At 72.4% G+C, this 21532-nt stretch carries 21 protein-coding genes; 5 read left to right on the forward strand and 16 right to left on the reverse strand.

What is annotated here, in order from left to right; genetic code table 11:
- Positions 1 to 130: 130 nt before the first annotated feature.
- Positions 131 to 286 (reverse strand): hypothetical protein, encoded by a 156-nt coding sequence (locus TR48_RS43285; protein WP_161789846.1) that lies wholly within the window; start codon positions 284 to 286, stop codon positions 131 to 133.
- A gap of 62 nt (positions 287 to 348) precedes the next feature.
- Between TR48_RS43285 and TR48_RS43290 the strand changes: the two genes are divergently transcribed.
- Positions 349 to 843: an MFS transporter gene (locus TR48_RS43290; RefSeq protein WP_236652186.1), complete on the forward strand. Its 495-nt coding sequence runs from the start codon at positions 349 to 351 to the stop codon at positions 841 to 843.
- On the opposite strand, the gene TR48_RS16910 is transcribed toward TR48_RS43290, so the two are convergent.
- Positions 759 to 1553, reverse strand: coding sequence for a helix-turn-helix domain-containing protein (locus TR48_RS16910; protein WP_042367915.1), 795 nt, complete (start codon positions 1551 to 1553; stop codon positions 759 to 761). The two genes, TR48_RS43290 and TR48_RS16910, sit on opposite strands and share 85 nt — an antisense overlap.
- A 49-nt stretch (positions 1554 to 1602) precedes the next feature.
- Here TR48_RS16910 and TR48_RS16915 point away from each other — a divergent pair, with 49 nt between their 5' ends.
- Positions 1603 to 2037: a DUF2000 domain-containing protein gene (locus tag TR48_RS16915; RefSeq protein WP_236652179.1), complete on the forward strand. Its 435-nt coding sequence runs from the start codon at positions 1603 to 1605 to the stop codon at positions 2035 to 2037.
- A 21-nt stretch (positions 2038 to 2058) separates the two neighbouring features.
- Here TR48_RS16915 and TR48_RS16920 read toward each other — a convergent pair whose 3' ends face one another.
- From TR48_RS16920 to hrcA, 9 genes are all read right to left on the reverse strand, one after another.
- Complete coding sequence (locus TR48_RS16920; RefSeq protein WP_042367918.1) at positions 2059 to 3417, reverse strand: hemolysin family protein; 1359 nt, start codon at positions 3415 to 3417, stop codon at positions 2059 to 2061.
- Between the two features lie 42 nt (positions 3418 to 3459).
- Complete coding sequence (gene ybeY, locus TR48_RS16925) at positions 3460 to 3948, reverse strand: rRNA maturation RNase YbeY (protein ID WP_042367920.1); 489 nt, start codon at positions 3946 to 3948, stop codon at positions 3460 to 3462.
- A 54-nt stretch (positions 3949 to 4002) separates the two neighbouring features.
- Complete coding sequence (locus TR48_RS16930; RefSeq protein ID WP_052442729.1) at positions 4003 to 5064, reverse strand: PhoH family protein; 1062 nt, start codon at positions 5062 to 5064, stop codon at positions 4003 to 4005.
- A gap of 158 nt (positions 5065 to 5222) precedes the next feature.
- Positions 5223 to 6140 (reverse strand): ribonuclease Z, encoded by a 918-nt coding sequence (locus TR48_RS16935; protein ID WP_042367924.1) that lies wholly within the window; start codon positions 6138 to 6140, stop codon positions 5223 to 5225.
- 5 nt (positions 6141 to 6145) lie between these two features.
- Positions 6146 to 6508: a histidine triad nucleotide-binding protein gene (locus tag TR48_RS16940; protein ID WP_042367926.1), complete on the reverse strand. Its 363-nt coding sequence runs from the start codon at positions 6506 to 6508 to the stop codon at positions 6146 to 6148.
- A gap of 126 nt (positions 6509 to 6634) precedes the next feature.
- Positions 6635 to 9856, reverse strand: coding sequence for a S41 family peptidase (locus TR48_RS16945; RefSeq protein ID WP_439654473.1), 3222 nt, complete (start codon positions 9854 to 9856; stop codon positions 6635 to 6637).
- 125 nt (positions 9857 to 9981) lie between these two features.
- Positions 9982 to 10731, reverse strand: coding sequence for a 16S rRNA (uracil(1498)-N(3))-methyltransferase (locus tag TR48_RS16950; protein WP_042367927.1), 750 nt, complete (start codon positions 10729 to 10731; stop codon positions 9982 to 9984).
- 145 nt (positions 10732 to 10876) lie between these two features.
- Complete coding sequence (dnaJ, locus tag TR48_RS16955) at positions 10877 to 12019, reverse strand: molecular chaperone DnaJ (protein ID WP_042367929.1); 1143 nt, start codon at positions 12017 to 12019, stop codon at positions 10877 to 10879.
- A gap of 94 nt (positions 12020 to 12113) precedes the next feature.
- Positions 12114 to 13145, reverse strand: a complete 1032-nt coding sequence (gene hrcA / locus TR48_RS16960) for a heat-inducible transcriptional repressor HrcA (protein WP_042367930.1) — start codon at positions 13143 to 13145, stop codon at positions 12114 to 12116.
- A gap of 200 nt (positions 13146 to 13345) precedes the next feature.
- On the opposite strand from hrcA, the gene htpX reads away from it, so the two are divergent.
- Complete coding sequence (htpX, locus tag TR48_RS16965; protein ID WP_042367932.1) at positions 13346 to 14266, forward strand: zinc metalloprotease HtpX; 921 nt, start codon at positions 13346 to 13348, stop codon at positions 14264 to 14266.
- A 71-nt stretch (positions 14267 to 14337) separates the two neighbouring features.
- The gene (gene pspAB / locus TR48_RS16970) at positions 14338 to 14919 is read left to right on the forward strand and encodes a PspA-associated protein PspAB (RefSeq protein WP_042367934.1); all 582 of its coding nucleotides are present in this window, start codon (positions 14338 to 14340) and stop codon (positions 14917 to 14919) included.
- Between the two features lie 30 nt (positions 14920 to 14949).
- On the opposite strand, the gene TR48_RS16975 is transcribed toward pspAB, so the two are convergent.
- Together TR48_RS16975 and TR48_RS41965 are read right to left on the reverse strand one after the other, a co-directional pair.
- Complete coding sequence (locus TR48_RS16975; RefSeq protein WP_042367936.1) at positions 14950 to 15558, reverse strand: maleylpyruvate isomerase family mycothiol-dependent enzyme; 609 nt, start codon at positions 15556 to 15558, stop codon at positions 14950 to 14952.
- A 90-nt stretch (positions 15559 to 15648) separates the two neighbouring features.
- Complete coding sequence (locus TR48_RS41965; RefSeq protein WP_042367938.1) at positions 15649 to 16611, reverse strand: RNA polymerase subunit sigma-70; 963 nt, start codon at positions 16609 to 16611, stop codon at positions 15649 to 15651.
- Positions 16612 to 16686: 75 nt separating this feature from the next.
- Here TR48_RS41965 and TR48_RS41970 point away from each other — a divergent pair, with 75 nt between their 5' ends.
- Entirely contained in the window at positions 16687 to 17517 is an 831-nt protein-coding gene (locus TR48_RS41970; RefSeq protein WP_236652180.1) for a DUF3097 domain-containing protein, read from the forward strand.
- A gap of 123 nt (positions 17518 to 17640) precedes the next feature.
- Here TR48_RS41970 and TR48_RS16990 read toward each other — a convergent pair whose 3' ends face one another.
- The 3 genes from TR48_RS16990 to TR48_RS17000 are packed head-to-tail and all read right to left on the reverse strand — an operon-like array spanning position 17641 to position 21290.
- The gene (locus TR48_RS16990) at positions 17641 to 18039 is read right to left on the reverse strand and encodes a PPOX class F420-dependent oxidoreductase (protein WP_084729495.1); all 399 of its coding nucleotides are present in this window, start codon (positions 18037 to 18039) and stop codon (positions 17641 to 17643) included.
- Between the two features lie 50 nt (positions 18040 to 18089).
- A complete protein-coding gene (gene hemW, locus TR48_RS16995) occupies positions 18090 to 19319 on the reverse strand; it encodes a radical SAM family heme chaperone HemW (RefSeq protein WP_042367941.1) in 1230 nt (409 codons plus the stop codon).
- A gap of 54 nt (positions 19320 to 19373) precedes the next feature.
- Positions 19374 to 21290, reverse strand: coding sequence for an AMP-dependent synthetase/ligase (locus TR48_RS17000; RefSeq protein ID WP_236652181.1), 1917 nt, complete (start codon positions 21288 to 21290; stop codon positions 19374 to 19376).
- Positions 21291 to 21532: the final 242 nt, after the last annotated feature.

A 21532-nucleotide genomic window follows, 5' to 3' on the forward strand; every position in this document is an offset into this window, starting at 1 on the left:
TCGGCGAGGGTGGCGGGCATCGGCGTCTCCTCCGGTGGGGACGATCAGGGATGCGCCCATGCTCATCCCGTCCGGCCGGAGGCCGACCCCCCTGCACGGATCAGCCGCAGGGCGTGGTCGCGCGCACGGATCAGCCGGAGACGGGGCGGAGAGTGGAACGGCGGCCCTCCGGGGAGGCGAGCCACTCCAGTTTGCGCATGGTGTCCGTCCCGGGGACGGCGTTGTGGAGGACGACGGTGAGGTCCGGCCGGTCCGGGATGCGCAGCTGGGTGCTCTCGAAGCACACCAGGAGTCGACGACGGGCTGGTCTTCGGCGCGCTCGGCCTCAGCTGCGCGGTCACCGGCACGCTGGCCCCGCGCTGGGTCGCGCGCGTCGGCTCCGCGAAGGTCCTCGCGGGCGGGCTCCTGGTCCAGGCGGCGCTGACCTTCGGTCTCCTCGCCGTCGGTGCGGGCGCCGGCGGTACGTGGATCTTCCTGGTCGTCATCTCCCTGGCCGGCATCGGCCACATGGCGGCGATGGTCTCCTACAACGTGACCGCGACCTCCGGGCTCCCCGACGACGAGCAGGGCCAGGCGACGGGCCTGACCACCACGACCCAGCAGATCGGCATCACCGTCGGCATCCCGCTCCTCGCGGCGCTGGCCTCCACCCGCGCCGACGTCCTCAGCGGCGTGCGGCTGGGCCTGGCGGTGGACGCGATCGCGGTCGCGGTTTTGGCCGTGACCGTCGCCCTCGGCCTGACCGCCGCGAAGCGGCGTCAGGAGGAGGCGCGGCCGGCGAAGCGCCCCGGAGGGACTCCCACGACGCGCTTGAAGTGCCGTCCCAGATGCGCCTGGTCGTAGAAGCCCGCCGCGGTGGCCGCCGCGGCGGGCGGCAGGCCGTCCAGCAGCAGGGAGCGGGCCCGCTCGACCCGGCGGGCCGTCAGGTACTGGTGCGGGGCCAGGCCGAACGCCGTGGTGAACGCCCGGACCAGGTGGGTCGGATGGGCGTGCAGCAGCTCGGCCGCCTCGGCCAGGGTGACGCCCGTCAGCACGCGCGTGTCGAGCAGCTCGCGCAGCCGGTCCGCCACGCCCCGCCGCTGAGCGGCCGGCCCCGACCGCGCCCGCAGGTGCGCCCGCAGGCGCTCGCCGACGAAGGCCAGCCGGCTCTCCGCCTCGAACTCGTCGCCCGGGTGCGCCAGCACCGCGTGCAGCTGGCCGACCCGGCGGCGCAGCAGCAGATCGGTGACGTCCGGCGCGTCCGCGGCCGCGCCGATCAGGGCGGTGTCCAGCACGGAGGCGTCCAGGTACAGCACCCGCTTGCGGAAGCCCTCGGGCGTCGCCGGGGAGCCGTTGTGCGGGACGTGCGGCGGAAGCAGGGAGACGGTCTCGTGCAGCGTGCCGCACGCGTGCCGGTTCAGGTCGTAGCGGACCGCGCCGGTGTCGACGATCAGCAGCGTCCACACGTCGTGGACGTGCGTCGGGTAGGCGTGCTCGGTGAAGTGGGCGTGGAAGACCTCGGTGACGCCCGGGACCCGTGGGCGCCACGCGGAGACCTCCTCGCGTGCGGCCATGCAAAGAACGTACAAGACCGCGACGGCGGACGGGCGGCAGTCTCGCACCATGAGCGAGCAAGAGAACGCCCCCGTCCGCTTCGACACCAAGATCGCTGTGCTGCTCCGCGAGGACCTTCAGACCTGGCAGCGCCTGAACGTGACCGCGTTCCTGGTCAGCGGCCTGGGCACGGAGGCGTCCGAGGTGATCGGGGAGCCCTACGCGGACGCGGACGACACCCCGTACCTGCGGATGTTCCGCCAGCCGGTGCTGGTCTTCGAGGGCTCCAAGGAGACCCTCACCGCCGCGCACGGCCGGGCCCTCGCCCGCGCGCTGCCACGGGCGGTGTTCACCTCCGACCTGTTCGTCACCGGCAACGACACCGACAACCGCGCGGCCGTCCGCGCGGTGGGCCGGGACGACCTCGACCTCGTCGGCCTCGCCGTGTACGGGCCGCGCAACGTCGTCGACAAGGTGCTCAAGGGGGCGCGGATGCACCCCTAGGCCAAGGTCACCGGGGCAGGGTCACGCCGACTCGACGTGCGGCTCCTCGGCCTCGTGGACCTCGCGGCGGTCGACGCGCGGGACCGGGGACGCCAGCAGCGTCCCGATGCGGTTGCGGCGGCCGGCCGTGCTCTCCGCGGTGAGGCGGATCGCGGCGATCGGCAGGTCCTCGTCGTCCGGCAGCGGGACCTCCGCGTCGCTGCCGGGGATCGGGACCCGGCCCAGCGCCTTGGCCAGCAGGCCGCCGACGGTGTCGACGTCCTCGTCCTCCAGCTCCAGGCCGAAGAGCTCGCCCAGCTCCTCCACCGCGAGCCGCGCGGTGATCCGGTAGGAGCCGTCCGGCAGCGGTTCGACGGCCGGAGTCTCCCGGTCGTACTCGTCGGTGATCTCGCCGACGATCTCCTCCAGCACGTCCTCGATGGTCACCAGCCCGGCCGTGCCGCCGTACTCGTCGATGACGACGGCGACGTGGATGCGGTCGCGCTGCATCTCGCGCAGCAGGTCCGCGGCCGGCTTGCTGTCGGGGACGAAGGTCGCGGGGCGCATCACCGAGCCGACCGGCTCGGACTCCGCGTCGCGGTTGGTGTGGGTGCGCCGGACCAGGTCCTTGAGGTAGGCGATGCCGACGACGTCGTCCTCGTTCTCGCCGACCACGGGGATGCGGGAGAAGCCGGAGCGCAGCGCGAGCGTCAGCGCCTGCCGGATGGTCTTGGTGCGCTCGATCATCACCAGGTCGGTCCGGGGCACCATCACCTCGCGGACGATGGTGTCGCCGAGCTCGAAGACGGAGTGCACCATGCGGCGCTCGTCGTCCTCGATCAGGTCGTCCTTCTCGGCCAGGTCGACCAGGGCGCGCAGCTCCGCCTCCGAGGCGAAGGGGCCCTCGCGGAAGCCCTTGCCGGGGGTGAGCGCGTTGCCGAGCAGGATCAGCAGCCGTGGGACCGGGCCCATCACCCGGGCCAGCGGCAGCAGCAGATAGGAGGCGGCGGTGGCGGAGTTCAGCGGGTGCTGGCGGCCGATCGTGCGCGGCGAGACGCCCACGGCGACGAAGGAGACCAGCACCATCGCGCCGATGGCGACCAGCACCGCCTGCCAGGTGTGCGGGAAGTCGCGCAGGCAGACGACGGCGACCATGACCGTCGCGGCCATCTCGCAGGTGACGCGGATCAGCGTCGCCAGGTTCAGGTAGCGGATCGGGTCGCTCGCCAGGGCGAGCAGCCGCTCCGCTCCCCGCCTGCCGTTGCGCACCGCCTCCTCGGCGCGGAAGCGCGAGACGCGCGAGATCCCCGCCTCGGCGCAGGCGGCCAGCCACGCGCAGATGACGAGCAGCACCGCCCCGATGAGGAAGGAGGTGCTGAAGCTGGTACTACTGCCGCTCATCTCTGTGGCGTTTTCTCTTCTTCGGCTTCGGCTCGTACGCGCTCAACGGGTGGTGGGCGCCGGGGACGGACCGGTCTCGCCGCGGGCGGCGCGCCAGTCGTCCAGGATGCGCTTCTGCAGCCCGAACATCTCCCGCTCCTCCTCCGGGTCCTCGTGGTCGTAGCCGAGGACGTGCAGGACGCCGTGGACGGTCAGCAGCTGGAGCTCGGCGTCCATGGAGTGCCCGTTGGCCGCGCCCTGCTTGGCCGCGACCTCCGGGCACAGCACGATGTCGCCGAGCAGGCCCTGCGGCGGCTCCTCGTCCTCCTTGCCGGGCCGCAGCTCGTCCATCGGGAACGACATCACATCCGTCGGACCGGGCTCGTCCATCCACTGCACGTGCAGCGCCGCCATGGCCTCCTCGTCCACGACGATCACGGAGAGCTCGGAGAGCGGGTGGATGCGCATCCGGTCCAGCGCGAAGCGCGCGACGTCGAGGAGCGCCTCCTCGTCCACGTCCGTGCCGGATTCGTTGTTGATGTCGATCGCCATGGCGAGTGGGGTTCTCGGCTTCCTGATCAGTTGTCGGGTGGAGAGGGGTGCGGGCTACTTGCGGCGCCGGGGCTGCTGCGGCGGGGCGGCGGCGCTGTGCGCGGTGTGCGCGTCGTAACGGCTGTAGGCGTCGACGATGCGGCTGACCAGCTTGTGCCGCACCACGTCCGCGCTGGTCAGGCGCGAGAAGTGGATGTCCTCCACGCCGCCCAGGATGTCCTGGACCACGCGCAGGCCGCTGATCGTGCCGCCGGGCAGGTCGATCTGCGTGATGTCACCGGTGACCACGATCTTGGAGTTGAAGCCCAGACGCGTCAGGAACATCTTCATCTGCTCGGCGCTGGTGTTCTGCGCCTCGTCGAGGATGATGAACGCGTCGTTGAGGGTGCGCCCGCGCATGTAGGCGAGGGGGGCCACCTCGATCGTCCCGGCGGCCATCAGGCGCGGGATCGAGTCCGGGTCGATCATGTCGTGCAGCGCGTCGTAGAGCGGGCGCAGGTACGGGTCGATCTTCTCGTAGAGCGTGCCGGGCAGGAAGCCGAGCCGCTCGCCGGCCTCGACGGCCGGGCGGGTCAGGATGATCCGGTTGACCTGCTTGGCCTGCAGCGCCTGCACGGCCTTGGCCATGGCCAGGTACGTCTTGCCGGTACCGGCCGGGCCGATGCCGAAGACGATGGTGTGGCGGTCGATCGCGTCCACGTAGGTCTGCTGGTTCAGCGTCTTGGGACGGATCGAGCGGCCGCGGTTGGAGAGGATGTTCGCCGTGAACACCGACGAGGGGCTCTCGTGCGCCTCGGGGCTGTTCGGATCCTCGGCGGCCTTGCGCAGCATCGCGATGGAACGCTCCACGGTGTCCTCGGTCAGCGGCTGCCCGGTGCGGAGCACGAGCAGCATCTCGTCGAACACACGCTGCACCAGCGCGGTCTCGCGCGGCTCACCGGTCGCGGTGACCTCGTTGCCACGGGCGTGGATGTCGACGGAGGGGAAGGCGTTCTCGATCACGCGGAGGAGTGAGTCCCCGGTGCCGAGCACCGTCACCATCGGGTGCTTCTCAGGGATGACGATGCGCGCTTGGGTCTGCGGCTGAGGCGTCTGAGTCTGCGTTTGAGAAGTCATAGGTCGGCGCTGGGGCCTGCCTCATCCCATTTCATCTGTCGGGTCCATCGGTTCCCACCGATTCGGATAGGAAAAGGGTACGACGGACGATACGGCCTGGGACAACGATGCTGCGCGGGCGAGCGGGGATGCGCCAGTGATTTGTTCCGCTGTTCATTTCAGCGGCGGGGCGGAACAGGGACGCGCATCAGGTCCGCGGCGACCACGATCTCGCCGTCGAAGTGCAGCCGGGCCTCGGTGAGGTGGGCCTCGAGGTCCGGGTAGCGCTGCGAGAAGTGCGTCAGCACGAGCGTTCGGACGCCGGCCTCGGCCGCGACCCGCGCCGCCTGGGCGGCGGTCAGGTGGCCGTGCTCCTCGGCGAGGTGCTCGTCGGCGTCAAGGAAGGTGGCCTCGATGACCAGCAGGTCCGCGCCGTCGGCGAGGGCGCGGACGCCCTCGCACAGCCGGGTGTCCATGATGAACGCCGCCCGCTGACCGCGCCGCGTCTCGCTGACGTCGCCGAGCGTGGTGGCGCCGAGCCGCCCCTCGCGCTGGAGCCGCCCGACGTCCGGGCCGGAGATGCCCCGCTCGCGCAGCTTGTGCGGCAGCAGCCGCTGCCCGTCCGGCTCGACGAGGCGGTAGCCGTAGGACTCGACCGGGTGCGAGAGGCGCGCCGCCTCGACCGCGAAGGGAGTCCGCTCGCGGCCGGTGGCCTTCAGCGGGCCGCCCTCGCCCGAGACGGGCTCGGGCCGCAGTTCGGCCGTCTCGAAGAACGCGCTGGCGTGGCGGAGCCGTTCGAAGAACTGCTCGCCCGACGCCGGGTAGTGCACCGGCACCGGATAGGGCACCTTGTCGAGGTTGATCCGCTGGATCACGCCCGGCAGGCCGAGGCAGTGGTCGCCGTGGAAGTGGGTGACGCAGATCCGGGTGATGTCGTGCGCGCTCACCCCGGCGTGCAGCATCTGCCGCTGGGTGCCCTCGCCGGGGTCGAAGAGCAGGCCCTCGCCGTCCCAACGCAGCAGGTAGCCGTTGTGGTTGCGATGTCTCGTCGGGACCTGGCTGGCCGTGCCGAGCACGACCAGCTCGCGCGCGGACACGCGGGTCAGACCAGCTTCTCGTGCAGCCCGACGCCGCCGCCGAGCACGTGCACGTGGGCGTGGAAGACCGTCTGCCCCGCGCCGGAGCCGGTGTTGAAGATCAGGCGGTAGCCGCTGTCGACGACCTTCTCCTCCGCCGCGACCCGCCCGGCCTCGGCCAGCACCGCCCCCGCGAGCCCCGGATCGGCGTCGGCCAGCGAGGCGGCATCGGGGTAGTGCGCCTTCGGCACGACCAGAACGTGCGTCGGCATCTGCGGGTTGATGTCCCGGAAGGCGAGCGTGTGCTCGGTCTCGCGCACCTTGGTGGAGGGGATCTCCCCGGCCACGATCTTGCAGAACACGCAGTCCGCCTGGGCCTCGCCGGCCATCACACGCTCCTGAAGTCTTGGGGTCTCAAGACGGAATCGTACCGATGCCCTCATAGGTGCCGTCGCACGATCCAGGGGCGCGGGGCTGTGCCCGATATGCGGCAGAGCCTCGCGCCCCCGGGAGGGTCACAGCCTCGGGATCGAGGGCGGAGTGGCTGCCGGGTGGGACTCGAGCGCGGTGAGCGCCAGGCGGATGGCCTCGTCCAGTTGGGGGTCGCGGCCTGCCGCTGCGGCGTGCGGGGGGCAGACGACCTCGACGTCCGGGTCGACGCCGTGGTTCTCCAGGTCGAAGCCGTAGCCCTCCATCCAGGTCGCGTAGCGCGGCTGGGTGACCGCGGTGCCGTCGACCAGGGCGTAGCGCATGTCGATGCCGACCACCCCGCCCCAGCTGCGGACCCCGACCACCGGGCCGAGGCGCAGGGCCTGGAACGCCGCGCCGACGATGTCGCCGTCGGAGCCGGCGAACTCGTCGGTCACGGCGACCAGAGGACCGCGCGGAGCGTCGCTGGGGTAGGTCACCGGCACGCTGTCGCGGGGCATGTCCCAGCCGATGACGCGGCGGTTCAGCTTCTCGATGACCAGCTGCGAGGTGTGGCCGCCACGGTTCTCCCGGACGTCCACCACCAGGCCCTCGTTGCGGATCTCGGTCCGCAGATCGCGGTGGAGCTGCGCCCAGCCGTTGCTGACCATGTCCGGCACGTGCAGGTAGCCGAGGCGGCCGCCGGACGCGGTGTGGACGTGGGCGCGGCGGTCGGCGACCCAGGCGTGGTAGCGCAGCGACGCCTCGTCGGCGAGCGGCACCACGACGACGGTGCGCTGGGAACCTCCGTCCGCGGGCGCGACCGTCAGCTCGACCGGCTTGCCGGCCGTTCCGACGAGCAGCGGCGCGGGGCCGGCGAGGGTGTCGACGGGGCGCCCGTCCACGGCCACCAGCGCGTCACCGGCGCGGACCGCGACGCCGGGCGCGGCCAGCGGCGAGCGCGCCTGCGGATCGGAGGACTCGCCGGGCAGCACGCTCGTCACCCGCCACACGCCCTGGTCGTCCCGGGCGAGGTCCGCGCCCAGGAAGCCCTGGCCGCGCGAGGCGCCGCGGCCGGACGCGGGCGGGGAGACGTAGGCGTGCGAGGTGCCGGGCTCGCCCTGGAGCTCCCAGAGCAGGTCGACCAGGTCGCCGTGGCTGCCCAGGCGTTCGACGAGCGGCCGGTAGCGGCCCTGGACCGCGTCCCAGTCGATGCCGCCCAGGTCGGGCCGCCAGAAGTTGTCGCGCATCAGGCGGGCGGTCTCGTCGAACATCTGCCGCCACTCGTCGGCCGGTTCGATGGTGACCCGGACCCGGGACAGGTCCACCTCGACGCGGGTGTCGTCCTTGTCATCCTTCTCGACGCGGCTGTCGGCGGGCAGCACGATCAGCGAGCCGCCGTCGCGGACGACGACCCGGCCGCCGTCGCCGGAGACCGCGTAGTCGTCGAGCGCGTCGAGGAGCACCGTCAGGCGACGGGCGGTCAGGTCGTAGTACTCCAGGGCGCTGCGCTCGGGTGCGCTCTCGGGGGTGGCGCGGCCGTGGCCGAGGTTGCCGACCAGCGGGTGGTGCAGCCAGGCGACGCCGCCCTTGACGGCGCGCAGCCGGCCGTATCGCCCGGCCGGGACGGGAAAGGCCAGCACGCGGGCGCTGAGGCCCTCGGCGTCGACCTCCGTCGTCGGAGTCTCCGGGACCGCGTCCGCGGCGGTCTCGCGCTCGCCGGACCCGCCGACGGGACGCCCCTGGGCCAGCGGCCCGAAGGGCGAGAGGCTCTCGGCGGCGAGGGTGAGCAGGTAGGGACGGGACGCGGCGGGGAACGACAGGTCGAAGGCGTGCTCGTCGTAGACCGGGTCGAAGTCGCGTGCGGAGAGGAAGGCCAGGTGGCGGCCGTCGGCGGTGAAGGCGGGCGACCAGTCGCGGAACCGCGCCGGGGTCGCCTCCACGACCTCGCCGGTGTCGATGCGGGCCAGCCGGATCTGACTGATGGTCTCCTCCACGCTCAGCGAGTGCGACCAGGCGAGCCAGCGGGAGTCGGGCGAGAAGGCCAGGCCCGTCGCCTGGGCGTGCTCGCTGCGGTCCAGCTCGCGCGGCGTGCCGCCCCCGGGGGCGTCCGTCGCGACCAGCAGGACCCGTCCGACCCGGTCGGCGACCGCGAGCAGGCGCCCGTCGGGCGAGGCCGCCAGCTCCTCGACGCGGCCCAGGCGACCGGCCAGCACGCGGCGGCCGTCGGAGAACTCCAGGGCGTCGTCGCCCTCGGCGTCCGTCACCCACACCGCGGCGCCGTCCGGCAGCGCGACCGGCAGCCGGTGCCGGACGCCGGGCGTCGCCGCCAACTCCCGCACCGGACCGTCACGGTGGGTGACCCGATGCAGGGTGCCGCGCACCTCGACGACGCTGGACCGCCCGTCCCCGTCCACGGCGACCTGGCCGAGGTGGGCTCCGGCCTCGACCGCGAACGGCCGGCGGCCGCTGCGCGGCCCGCCGAGGCGGATCTCCAGCCGACGCGGCGAAGCGCCCTCGGCGAGCGAGTCCAGCAGCCACAGGTCCCCGCCCGCGTGGTAGACGACGCGCTCGCCGTCGGTCGCGGCGTTGCGGGCGTAGAAGTCGTGCCGGCCGTGGGCGCGCAGGTCGGAACCGTCGGGAAGGCTGGACCACAGGCGTCCGACGCCGTCGTGGTCGGAGAGGAACGCGACCCGCTCGCCCACCCACAGCGGCGATTCGAGGTTGCCGTCGAGAGCGGCGTGGAGGCGGGTGAACTCGCCGCCCTCGACGCCGATCCAGAGCTTGCCGGCGCGGCCGCCGCGATAGCGCTTCCAGTGCGCGGCCTCACGCCCGCCGGAGGAGCTGAGCAGCACGCCGTCCCCGTCCGGCTGCAGTGCGAGGTTGCCCAGCCGCCCGAACGGCAGGGTCCGCGCGGGCCCGCCGTCCAGCGGCACCGCGTGCGCCCACACCTGCGCCCGGGACCGCCGGCCCTGGGCGCTCGCGGCGATGACGTCGCCGTCCCCGGTCCAGCCGAGGACGGCGGTGTACGCGTTCCCCCAGTACGTCAGTCGCCGCGCGGGCCCGCCGTCGACCGGCGCGACGTGCACCTCGGGCTCGCCGTCCCGCGTCGACGCCCACGCCAGCATCGTCCCGTCCGGTGAGAACCGGACCCCGCTCACGGGCACATGGTCGGCGCTCACCCGCCAGGGCCGGCCGCCGGCGACGGGGGCGACCCACACGTCGTCCTCGGCGACGAAGGCGACCAGGTCGCCGTGGATGTCGGGGTGCCGGAAGTAGCCGTCGATACCGGGTGTCTGCTGCTGGGTGCGCGTCTGGGTCTCTGTCACGCGCGCACGCTACCGAGCGGGCCTCCGAGATTCGAGGTGTTTTTCCGTGGTTGAACCAGGACGGACCGGGTGCCAGGGCCTGTCTTGTGGATCAGGTCGGGCCCGGCATGATCCACAAGACGGCCCTAACCCCAGCGGCCGCTGCGGCCGAGCAGCAGGGCGGCTGCCGCGACGCCCGCGGTGGAGGTGCGCAGAACGGACGGCCCGAGGAGGTACGCGCCGGCGCCGGCCGTGGTGAAGGCGTCCATCTCGTCCGGCGACACGCCGCCCTCCGGGCCGACGACGAGGACGACGGAGCCGGACGACGGCAGGTCCGCGGAGGCGAGGTGGACCGTGCCCTCCTCGTGCAGGACACCCGGGACGGTCGCCGAGGCGAGCAGGGTGCCGACCTGTCGAGTGCCCATCGGCGCGTGGACCACCGGGAACCGCAGGCGTCGCGACTGCTTCCCCGCCTCGCGCGCGGTCGCGCGCCACTTCGCGAGGGCCTTCTCCCCGCGTTCGCCCTTCCACTGCGTGATGCAGCGGGACGCCTGCCAGGGGACGATCTCGTCCACCCCGACCTCGGTCATCAGCTCTACGGCCAACTCCCCGCGGTCGCCCTTGGGCAGCGCCTGCACCACGACGATCCGCAGGTCCGGCTCGGGCTCCGCGAGCAGCTCGGCGACGGTGACGTCGAGGACGTCCTTGCCCTCGACGGCAGCGACGGTCCCCCGCAGCCCGGCCCCCTCCCCGTCGGTGAGGACGACCTCCTCACCGGGGTTGAGGCGCTTGACGGAGACGGCGTGCCGGCCCTCCGCGCCGTCCAGACGCACCGTCCCCCCGACCCGCGCGGTCACGAGACGGTCAGCGGGGAGAAGGAACACGGGTGCGGTCACGGTGTGCGCTCAGCTTTCGGACGAAGACAACCGGGGGCGCGGGGAACCGCGCGGGAACCACCCTATGCGGATGGCCCTGCGCGTTCGGCGACCCACCACCTCAGTGGCTTGTCGCGCAGTTCCCCGCGCCCCTGGCCAGGTGCGACTACCGACCGTTGAACGCGTCCTTCAGGCGGGAGAACAGCCCCTGCTGGCCCGGGGCGAACTGCCCCGACGGGCGCTCCTCGCCGCGGAGCTTGGCCAGCTGGCGCAGCAGGTTCTCCTGCTCCGCGTCCAGCTTGCTCGGGGTGAGGACCTCGACGTGGACGATGAGGTCGCCGCGGCCCCCGCCGCGCAGGTGCGTGATGCCGCGCCCGTGCAGCGGGATGGACTGGCCGGACTGCGTGCCCGGACGGATGTCGATCTCCGCCGCGCCGTCCAGCGTCTCCAACGGGACCTTCGTGCCGAGCGACGCCGCCGTCATCGGCAGGGTGACCGTACAGTGCAGGTCGTCGCCGCGCCGCTGGAAGATCTTGTGAGGGTTCTCGGAGATCTCGACGTACAGATCGCCGGGCTGGCCGCCGCCGGGGCCGATCTCGCCCTCGCCGGCCAGCTGGATCCGCGTGCCGGTGTCGACACCGGCCGGGATCTTGACCGTCAGCGTGCGGCGGGCGCGGACGCGGCCGTCGCCGGCGCACTCGGGGCAGGGGGTCGGCACGACCGTGCCGAAGCCCTGGCACTGGGGGCAGGGGCGCGAGGTCATGACCTGGCCCAGGAAGGAACGGGTGACCTGGGAGATCTCACCGCGGCCGCGACACATGTCGCAGGTCTGCGCGGAGGTTCCGGGGGCCGCGCCCTCGCCGTTGCAGGTGTTGCAGCGGACGGCGGTGTCGACCTGGATCTCCTTGGTCGTGCCGAAGGCCGCCTCCTCCAGATCGATGTCGATCCGGATCATGGCGTCCTGGCCGCGCCGGGTCCGCGAACGCGGGCCCCGCTGGCCGCCGGCCGCGCCGAAGAACGCGTCCATGATGTCGCTGAAGCCGAAGCCCGCGCCCTGACCGAAGCCGCCCGCGCCGGCGCCCGTGCCGGACGCGGAGAGCGGGTCGCCGCCGAGGTCGTAGACCTGCCGCTTGTTCGGGTCGGAGAGGACCTCGTACGCGGCGTTGATCTCCTTGAACCGCTCCTGCGTCTTCGGGTCCGGGTTGACGTCAGGGTGCAGCTCGCGCGCCAGACGGCGGAAAGCCTTCTTGATCTCGTCCTGACTCGCGTCCCGTCGGACGCCGAGTACCGCGTAGTAGTCCGTGGCCACCAAAATGCTCCGCTAGTTCCGTCTGAGGCTCGTGCCGGTCGTCGGGCCGCTGTCGTCGGTCCCTGCTCTGGGTCGGTCGTCGCGTCGTCGCCGCCTAGGACGCCGCCAGGATCTGGCCGACATACCGGGCAACCGCCCGGACGGCGGCCATGGTTCCCGGATAGTCCATGCGAGTCGGTCCGACCACGCCGAGTTTGGCGACGGTCTCGTCGCCCGAACCGTAGCCCACCGAGACGACGGAGGTGGAATTGAGGCCCTCGTAGGCGTTCTCGTGACCGATTCTGACCATCACGCCCGGATCCGCGGTCTCACCCAGCAGCCGAAGCAGTACCACCTGCTCCTCCAGCGCCTCCAGCACGGGGGCGATGGTGAGCGGGAAGTCGTGCGGGAACCGGGTCAGGTTGGCGGTGCCACCGAGGACGACGCGCTCCTCGGTCTGCTCCACCAGCGCCTCGAAGAGCGTGGACAGCACCGTCGACACGGCGGGGCGGTCCGCGGGTGTGAAACTTTCGGGGAGATCCTGCAGCAGCCGCGGCACCTCCGCGAAGCGGCGTCCGCCCGCGCCCGCGTTGAGGCGGGTGCGCAGATCCTGGAGCATCGCCTCGCCGACCGGCTGTGGGCAGTCCACCAGGCGCTGCTCGACCCGGCCGGTGTCGGTGATCAGCACCAGCATGACCCGGGTGGTGCTCAGCGCGACCAGCTCGACGTGCCGGACCGTGGACCGGGTCAGCGACGGGTACTGGACGACCGCGACCTGACGGGTCAGCTGCGCGAGCAGCCGGACCGTGCGGGCCACCACGTCGTCGAGGTCGACGGCGTGGTCCAGGAAGTTGGTGATCGCCCGGCGCTCGGCCACCGAAAGCGGCTTGACCTCGGTCAACCGGTCGACGAAGAGGCGGTAGCCCTTGTCCGTGGGCACCCGGCCCGCACTGGTGTGCGGCTGGTGGATGAACCCCTCGTCCTCGAGCACGGCCATGTCGTTGCGCACGGTCGCCGACGAGACGCCGAGGTTGTGCCGCTCGACCAGTGCCTTGGATCCGACGGGCTCCTCCGTGCCCACGTAGTCCTGCACGATGGCGCGGAGCACCGCGAGCTTGCGCTCGTCGAGCTGACGCTCCTCACGCACGGGCACGCACCTCCAGCCGGACCTTGATCCCGTCCCTACCTCGGCTCTGGCACTCTGGACATTCGAGTGCCAGCCTCCGTCAGCTGTCAGTGTAAGCGCGACGGTCCGCGACCGGAACGTCTGGACCTCGTCAGACGTACCACATACCGAAGGCGGCACGGCAGAATTGCATCGGCAGTTCACCGCCCAGGAGGGACCTCATGTCCAGGACTCGTTTCGCGCCGGACCGCGGGCTGACCACGCGCATGCTGATCACGATGTTCATGATCGGCCTGCTGTTCGTGGCCTTCGTCGGCGTGCTGCTGGTGCTGCTGCGCGGGGCATGGCCGATCGTGGTGATCATCGCAGGTGGGCTGTTCGTGGCCCAGTTCTGGTTCAGCGACAAGATCGCCGCGTTCAGCATGGGCGCTCGGGAGGTCTCCCCGCAGGAGTACCCGGAGCTGCACGGCACCATCGACCGCCTCTGCGCGCTGGCCGACATGCAGAAGCCGCGCGTCGCCGTAGCCGACACCGACATGCCGAACGCCTTCGCGACGGGCCGCAACGAGAAGAACGCCGTGGTGTGCGTCACCACCGGCCTGCTGCGCCGGCTGGAGCCGGAGGAGCTGGAGGGCGTGCTCGCCCACGAGCTCTCGCACGTCGCCCACCGTGACGTCATGGTGATGACGATCGCCGGCTTCCTCGGTGTGCTGGCGGGCATCATCACCCGCGTCGGCCTGCAGTTCGGCATGTTCGGCGGCTTCAACGACCGCGACAACCGCGACAACGACAACGCGGCGGTCGCGGCCCTGGTCGTCATCGCCGTCAGCGCCGTCGTCTACGCGATCAGCTTCCTGCTCACCCGGCTGCTGTCGCGCTACCGCGAGCTGTCCGCCGACCGCTCGGCCGCGCTGCTGACCGGCCGCCCCTCGGCGCTGGCCTCCGCGCTGACCAAGGTGACCGGCGACATCGCCGCGATCCCGACCAAGGACCTGCGCCAGGCGCAGCCGTACAACGCGTTCTACTTCGCCCCGGCCCTGTCGGCCCGCGAGGTCGCGGCGAACGCCTTCTCCACGCACCCGTCGCTGGAGCAGCGCCTCGAGCAGCTCGGCAAGATCTCCGCCGAGCTCGGCAAGAGCTGAGCTTTGCGCTAGAACTGCAGCACAGAAGCAGAAGGACGCGCCGCGAGGCCGGCCGAGAGGAAGACGTAGCGATGGGTTTCCTGGACGCCCTGCTGGGCCGCACCAAGCCGGTCAAGCCCGATCTCGACCAGCTCTTCGGCCTGCCCTCGGCCGCGATCACCCTGGAGGCGGCGGCCGGCTTCAAGCCGACCGGCGTCGGCTCGGTCTGCTTCGCGGCGGCCGAAGGCGGCGCCTTCGCCCAGGTCCAGCAGGACATCCAGGCCCTGCTGGACGCGGACACCAGCCGCGGCGGCCAGCCGATCGAGGTGACCCAGCGGGACTCGTACGGCTACAGCTGGATCACCGCCCGCCAGTCGCCGGACGACATCGTCTCCCTGGTCAACGACGTCCACGCGGTCAACTCGGGCCTGGAGTCCCAGGGCTTCGGCCCGCAGCTGCTGTGCACGCTGGTCAACTTCACCGACGCCCAGCGCCGCCGCCTGGCCCTGGTCTACCTCTACAAGCGCGGCTCCTTCTACCCCTTCGCCCCCCTCCCGGGCGAGAAGCGGGACAACCCCCTCGAGCTCCAGATCAAGGCGATGCTCGCCAACGACCTCCGCATCGAGCAGGACCTCAACCGCTGGTTCCCCGTGTGGGGCGCACCGGGCCTGTAGGGCCGCGGTGACCCTCTCCTCCGGGCTGGATCACCGGCTGGGGGCCGGCAGTGGGCGGCGGCCGGTGATCGTGAGAAGGAGGTCCTTGGCGGGCAGCGCGAGGACGTCGTCCCCCGTGCCGAAGGCGATGTCGGCGTCGGTGGCGCGGAGGGTGAGGCCGGTGAGGTCGACGCCGAAGTAGGCCAGGGCGCGCGGGTTGGCGTCGGCGTTCGCGAGGACGGTGGCGACGCGCTCCGGCGGGGCGGCCGGGAGGCCGAGGGGTTCGGTGATGTCGAGGCCGTGGATCACGTCGTGGCTCAGCGCCCCCACCTGGCCCCCGCCCGGGGGCTGCCAGGGGTGGCGCACGTTGTCGCGCAGGGAGCGCAGCAGCTCGTCCGCGGACATGCGCGAGGCGTCGCGGCGGGCGGCCGTGTCGGCGTAGCGGCTGAAGTTGAAGCGCGCCGCCGCCAGCCCCGCGACGAAGCGCAGCGGCTTGGTCCGGAACGGGAAGGTGAGGTGCGCGACCACCTCGCGCACCCGCCAGCCCGCGCACAGGGACGGCGCGTCCCACTGCGCGGGGGTGAGCTCGGCGAGGAGCGCGGCCAGGCGCTCGCGCTCGGCGTAGGTCTGTGCCTGCAGGTCGGTCTGTCGGGTGCCCATGGTCGTGCCTTCGCTTCCCGTCAAAGGAGTGCTGTCACTCCTGGTACGACGGCGGCCGCCGAAACTCATCGGTCCGGACGGGACCGGTTCTCACGGATGCGACGGCAGGCCGAACTCCGCGAAGCGGTCGCCCGCGCCGAGGTAGGTGACGATCTCGACGATCCGGTCGCCGCGCAGCTCCAGCACCAGCAGCGCGAAGGGCCGCAGCACCCCGTCGGCGTCCGGCCGGTACTGGCCGATGGTCGGGCAGCCGTTGGCGGCCTCCCCCGGCAGCATGCGGTCGTCCGCGCAGTACTCCGCGCCCGCCTCGACGGCCGTCCGGACGGCGGCCGGGCCGTGCAGCCACCAGGCGAAGGGCGGCATGCCGGAGCGGACGTCGTCGGCGAGCAGGCCGATCAGCCGGTCCACGTCGTGGGACTCGAAGGCGTCCACGTAGGCGCGCAGCAACCGCCGCTGCCCGGCGTCGTCCGGGTCCGCGGCGGCGGCGGGCGCGGGACGGTGCTCCTCCAGCGTGGCGCGTGCTCGCTGGAGCGCGCTGTTGGCGGCGGCGGTGGAGCAGTCCAGGATCTGCGCGGTCTCCGCCGCCGAGAAGCCCAGGACGTCGCGCAGCACCAGTGCCGCCCGCTGGCGGGGCGGAAGCCACTGCAGGGCCGCCACGAAGGCCAGCCGCACCGACTCGCGCCGCACCGCGAGCTCGGCGGGGTCGGCGACGTGCGGCAGGCGCGAGTCGGCCAGCGGCTCGACGAAGCGCGAGGCGGGCAGCGGCGCGCCCAGCTCGCCGGTCGTGGACGCGGGGCCCAGGTCCCACGGGAGCGCCCGGCGCGACGCCCCGCGCAGCAGGTCGAGGCAGACGTTGGTGGCGATGCCGTGCACCCAGGTGGAGAGGCTCGCGCGGCTCGCGTCGTGGCGGTGGAGGTTGCGGTGGGCGCGCAGCAGCGTCTCCTGCACGGCGTCGTCGACCTCGCCGGCCGCGCCGAGCATCCGGTAGCAGTACCCCGTGAGGGGACCCCGGAGGGGTTCGAGCGTCGTCTCGGCATACGGTGCGGCGGCCACCCGCCCATGATGGCGAATCAATCCGTTGTGCCGCCGTCCCCCACGCCCACGGACTCCCTCTGCGATGATCGGCGGGTGAGCCGATATGACGCGCTGGACCTGACGCCGCCGTGGAAGCGACCCTCCGCCGTGCCGGAGGTGCCTGCGGAGCGGGACCTGGTGGTGGAGGAGGCCACGACGGGCTTCTGCGGCGCGGTGGTGCGCTGCGAGAAGACCGCCGAGGGGTTCACCGTCACGCTGGAGGACCGGCACGGCAAGCTGCGGGTGTTCCCGATGACGGCGCGCGGGTTCCTGGTGGACGGCAGGCCCGTGACGCTGGTGCGCCCGCAGCCGGGCGCGGCCGTAAAGCCGCAGGGTCCCGCGCGGACGGCGTCGGGGTCGATCGCGGTGCAGGGCGTGAAGGCGCGCGTCGCGCTGCCGAGCCGGATCTACGTCGAGGGCCGCCACGACGCCGAGCTGGTGGAGCGGGTCTGGGGCGACGACCTGCGGATCGAGGGCGTCGTGGTCGAGTACCTGGAGGGTGTGGACGACCTGCCGGCGATCGTCGCGGAGTTCGCTCCGGAGCCGGGACGGCGGCTGGGCGTGCTGGTGGACCACCTGGTGCCGGGGAGCAAGGAGGCGCGGATCGCCGCGCAGGTCACCGGCGCTCATGTGCTCGTGGTCGGGCACCCGTTCATCGACATCTGGGCGGCGGTGAAGCCCGCCTCCGTCGGCGTCGCCGCCTGGCCCGAGGTGCCGCGTGGGGAGGACTGGAAGACGGGCGTCTGCGCCCGACTCGGGTGGCCGCTGGACACCCCGGCGGCGTGGAAGCGCATCCTCGCCTCCGTCCGCTCCTACAAGGACCTCGACCCGGCCCTGCTCGGCCGGGTCGAGGAGCTGATCGACTTCGTCACGCAGCCTGACTAGCCAGCCGGCCGCTTGCCCCGTCAGAGGGCACCCGGCGGACTCGTACGTCCCGGGTCGACGGAGCCGTCCGAGCAGAGGAACCCCTGCTGCACGCGGGTCGGGCCGGGCGACAGCTCCGCGCCGTCAGAAGCTGATCTCCACGGTGGCGATCGGGTGCCGCCGCCGACGGCCCGTCAGCCGCGACCACCCGTCCCCGAGTCGGAACATCAGGTACTTGCGCGCCATCAGCCGGCGCACCTTCTCGGTGCCCTCCGCGTCGAGGAGCCGCCCGACGCCCTCGGCCTCGGCCGCGCCGGGCGCGATCCGGCCGCGCACGTCGCAGACGGCGACCTTGACCCGGCCGTCCCGGCGCAGGCGCTTGACCTTGCCGCTGCCCGCCTCCGTCCAGACGTAGAGCATGCCGCCGTCGACGGCGAGCCAGACCGGGGTGGCCACCGGCGTGCCGTTCTTGCGGTACGTGGTGAGGCTGACATAGTGCGCGCGGGTCAGCGCGTCGAGGACGCTCGGGTCGAGTGCGGTCACGCCGCAGACGCTACCGCGCCTGGAAGCTCCTCGCGGGGTACCGACGCCGGTCAGTCCACCAGGTCCCGGACCACCGCGTCCGCGAGCAGGCGTCCGCGCAGCGTCAGCACGGCCCGTCCCGCCGCGAACGGCTCCGGCTCCAGCAGGCCGTTCGCCAGCGCCTGGTCCGCCGCCTTGCGACCGGTCTCGCGCAGCAGGTCGAGCGGGCAGCCCTCGGAGAGTCGCAGCTCGAGCAGGACGCGCTCGACGCGGCGGTCCTCGTCCTCCAGGCGCTCGCGGCCCTGGGCGGGGGTCGCGCCCGCCTCGAGCGCCTGCGCGTACGCCGCCGGGTGCTTGCGGTTCCACCAGCGCACGCCGCCGACGTGGCTGTGCGCGCCGGGACCTGCGCCCCACCAGTCGGCGCCGGTCCAGTAGAGCTCGTTGTGGCGGCAGCGCGCGGCGTCCGAGGTCGCCCAGTTGGAGACCTCGTACCACTCCATGCCCGCCGCGCGGAGCCGCTCCTCCGCGATCAGGTAGCGGTCGGCGTGGACGTCGTCGTCCGTCATCGGGATCTCGCCGCGGCGGATGCGGGCGGCGAGCTTGGTGCCCTCCTCGACGATCAGCGCGTAGGCGCTGACGTGGTCCGGCTCGGCGGCGAGCGCCGCGTCCAGCGAGGCGCGCCAGTCGTCGTCGGACTCGCCCGGGGTGCCGTAGATCAGGTCGAGGTTGACGTGCTCGAACCCCGCCGCGCGCGCCTCGGCGACGCAGGCCTGGGGGCGGCCCGGGGTGTGGTGACGGTCGAGCAGCTGGAGCACGTGCGGGCGCACGCTCTGCATGCCGAAGCTGAGGCGGGTGAAGCCTCCCTCGCGCAGTTCGGCCAGGTAGGCCGGGTCGACGGACTCCGGGTTGGCCTCCGTCGTCACCTCGGCGCCGGCCGCGAGGCCGAACTCCTCGCGGATCGCGCCGAGCATCCGCACCAGGTCCCCGGCGGGCAGCAGCGTCGGCGTCCCGCCGCCGAGGAAGACCGTCTCCACCGGCAGGTCGGCGTCGCCGAGGACCTTCCGCGCGAGCCGGATCTCGGCGATCAGGTGGTCGGCGTAGGTGTCCTGCGACGCGACCGCGCCGGAGGAGCGCAGCTCGGTGGCGGTGTAGGTGTTGAAGTCGCAGTACCCGCAGCGCGTGGCGCAGTAGGGGACGTGGACGTAGAAGCCGAAGGGGCGCGCACCCAGCCCGGCGAGGGCGGTCTCGGGCAGCGCGCCGTCGGCGGGGACGGCTTCGCCGTCGGGCAGAGCGGAGGGCATACCGCCTATTGTCCGGTACGCCCTCCTCAGCCCAAAAAGCTCAGCCCAGAGCGGTCACGCCTCCCGCGCGCCCGCGTACATCGCCTCGATCAGCTCGGCGTTCTCCCGCTCGACGACAGGGCGCTTGACCTTGAGGCTCGGGGTGAGCTCGCCGTGCTCGACGTCGAGGTCGCGCGGCAGGACGGTGAACTTCTTGATCGTCTGCCAGCGCTGCAGGCCGCCGTTGAGCTGGTCGACGAAGCCGGAGATCAGCGTGTGGGTCTCGGCGGAGGTGCAGACCTCGGCGTAGTTCCTGCCCGCCTGGCCGTTGGCGCCCGCCCACTGCATGATGGCCGGCTCGTCCAGGGTGATCAGCGCGGTGCAGAAGTTGCGGCCGTTGCCGATGACCAGGATGTTGCTGACGAACGGGCAGACCGCCTTGAACCGGCCCTCGACCTCGCTCGGGGCGACGTACTTGCCGCCGGAGGTCTTGAACATGTCCTTCTTGCGGTCGGTGATCCGCAGGAAGCCGTCCTTGTCGAGCTCGCCGATGTCACCGGTGTGGAACCAGCCGTCGGCCTCCAGCACCTCGGCGGTCTTCTCCGGCTGGTTGTGGTAGCCCTGCATGACGCCGGGGCCGCGCAGCAGGATCTCGCCGTCCTCGGCGATGCGGACCTCGGTGCCCGGCAGCGGGCGGCCGACGGTGCCGACGCGGTAGCTCTCGCCGGGGTTGACCGTGGAACCGGCCGAGGTCTCGCTCAGGCCGTAGCCCTCGAGGATGTGGACGCCCGCGCCGGAGAAGAAGTAGTTGATGTCGGGGGCGAGCGCCGCCGAACCCGACACGCAGGCCCGCAGCCGTCCACCGAAGGCGGCGCGGATCTTGGCGTAGACGAGCTTGTCGGCGACCGCGTGCTTGAGCTGCAGCGGGAACGGGACGGTGCGGGAGCCGGTCGTGATCTCGTTCTTCTGCGCCGTCTCGGCGTACTCGCGGGCGACCTGGGCCGCCCACATGAAGATCTTGTACTTGGCGCCGCCCTCGGCGCGGGCCCGTCCGGCGATGCCGTTGTAGACCTTCTCGAAGATGCGCGGCGCGGCTGCCATGTAGGTCGGCTGGACCAGCGGCAGGTTGGTGATGATCTTGTCGATCCGGCCGTCGACGGCGATGACCGAGCCCTGCTGGATGTGACCGGAGGTCAGCGTCTTGCCGAAGACGTGGGAGAGCGGCAGCCACAGGTACTGCACGTCAGTGTCGTCGGTCAGCCCCAGTGAGGTCTGCGCGGCGGCCTGGTAGGCCCAGCAGTCGTGCAGCAGGCGGACGCCCTTGGGGCGGCCCGTGGTGCCGGAGGTGTAGATCAGCGTGGCCAGCTGCTCGCGCTTGAGGGAGGCCACGGTCGCGGCGACCGCGTCCGCGTGCTCCTTCAGATGGGAGACGCCGCGCTCCTCCAGCTCCGCGAGCGAGAGCACCTCGACCCCGGCCGGCTCCGCGCCCGCCTCCGGCTTGCTGCCGTCGATGGTGATCACGAACCGGACCGCCGGCGCCTCGTCGAGCACGCCGAGCACCTTGGCCAGCTGCTTGGCGTCCTCGACGAAGATCGCACGGCTGCCGGAGTCGGAGAGGATGAACGCGGTCTCCTCGCCGTTGGTGCTCGGGTAGACGGCGGTGACGGCCGCGCCCGCGCACATGATGCCGAGGTCGATCAGGATCCACTCGATCCGCGTGGAACAGGAGATCGCGACGCGCTCCTCCGGGACGACGCCGAGGCTCATCAGACCGGCCGCGATGTCCTGGACCCGCTCCGCCGCCTGCGCCCAGGTCAGGGAACGCCACTGCTCGGCGCCCGGCGTGCCGTCGGCCGCGTGGTCGTCGACGGGCACGGGGTAGCGGTAGGCCACCCGGTCCGGGGTGGAGGCGACTCGGGCGAGGAAAAGCTGCGCCACGGATTCCGGGCGATTGTCCAGCAGGGGCTCGGCGACGAGCGGCTTCAAGCTCACGGCTACCTCCGGTGCCCGGACGGCCGGTGTGGGGCGACCGAGGGGCGTAAAGCGGTGCGGACGGCGGGGCTGACTGCGGGGGTGGACGAGGGCGGACTGCGGTGCGGGCAGACTGCGGGCGTCACTTCTGACCCACTGTTTAACTCACGAGTAACCAGCGGGCAACGATCAGCGTAGGACGTTAGGAGCTCGGGCGTAAGAGGGAAAAGGTGAGGGCGCCCGCACAACTTGCCGGTCGGCAG

The sequence above is a fragment of the Streptacidiphilus neutrinimicus genome (assembly GCF_000787815.1).
Taxonomy (GTDB): domain Bacteria; phylum Actinomycetota; class Actinomycetes; order Streptomycetales; family Streptomycetaceae; genus Streptacidiphilus; species Streptacidiphilus neutrinimicus.

What these genes read in the sequence shown, in the direction of transcription:
- TR48_RS16910 (WP_042367915.1), bottom strand. Translation starts at nt 1,553, where the DNA reads ATGGCCGCACGCGAGGAGGTCTCCGCGTGGCGCCCACGGGTCCCGGGC.
- hemW (WP_042367941.1), bottom strand. Translation starts at nt 19,319, where the DNA reads ATGCCCTCCGCTCTGCCCGACGGCGAAGCCGTCCCCGCCGACGGCGCG.
- ybeY (WP_042367920.1), bottom strand. Translation starts at nt 3,948, where the DNA reads ATGGCGATCGACATCAACAACGAATCCGGCACGGACGTGGACGAGGAG.
- TR48_RS16920 (WP_042367918.1), bottom strand. Translation starts at nt 3,417, where the DNA reads ATGAGCGGCAGTAGTACCAGCTTCAGCACCTCCTTCCTCATCGGGGCG.
- pspAB (WP_042367934.1), top strand. Translation starts at nt 14,338, where the DNA reads ATGGGTTTCCTGGACGCCCTGCTGGGCCGCACCAAGCCGGTCAAGCCC.
- TR48_RS16915 (WP_236652179.1), top strand. Translation starts at nt 1,603, where the DNA reads ATGAGCGAGCAAGAGAACGCCCCCGTCCGCTTCGACACCAAGATCGCT.
- htpX (WP_042367932.1), top strand. Translation starts at nt 13,346, where the DNA reads ATGTCCAGGACTCGTTTCGCGCCGGACCGCGGGCTGACCACGCGCATG.
- TR48_RS16975 (WP_042367936.1), bottom strand. Translation starts at nt 15,558, where the DNA reads ATGGGCACCCGACAGACCGACCTGCAGGCACAGACCTACGCCGAGCGC.
- TR48_RS16940 (WP_042367926.1), bottom strand. Translation starts at nt 6,508, where the DNA reads ATGGCCGGCGAGGCCCAGGCGGACTGCGTGTTCTGCAAGATCGTGGCC.
- TR48_RS16930 (WP_052442729.1), bottom strand. Translation starts at nt 5,064, where the DNA reads ATGACTTCTCAAACGCAGACTCAGACGCCTCAGCCGCAGACCCAAGCG.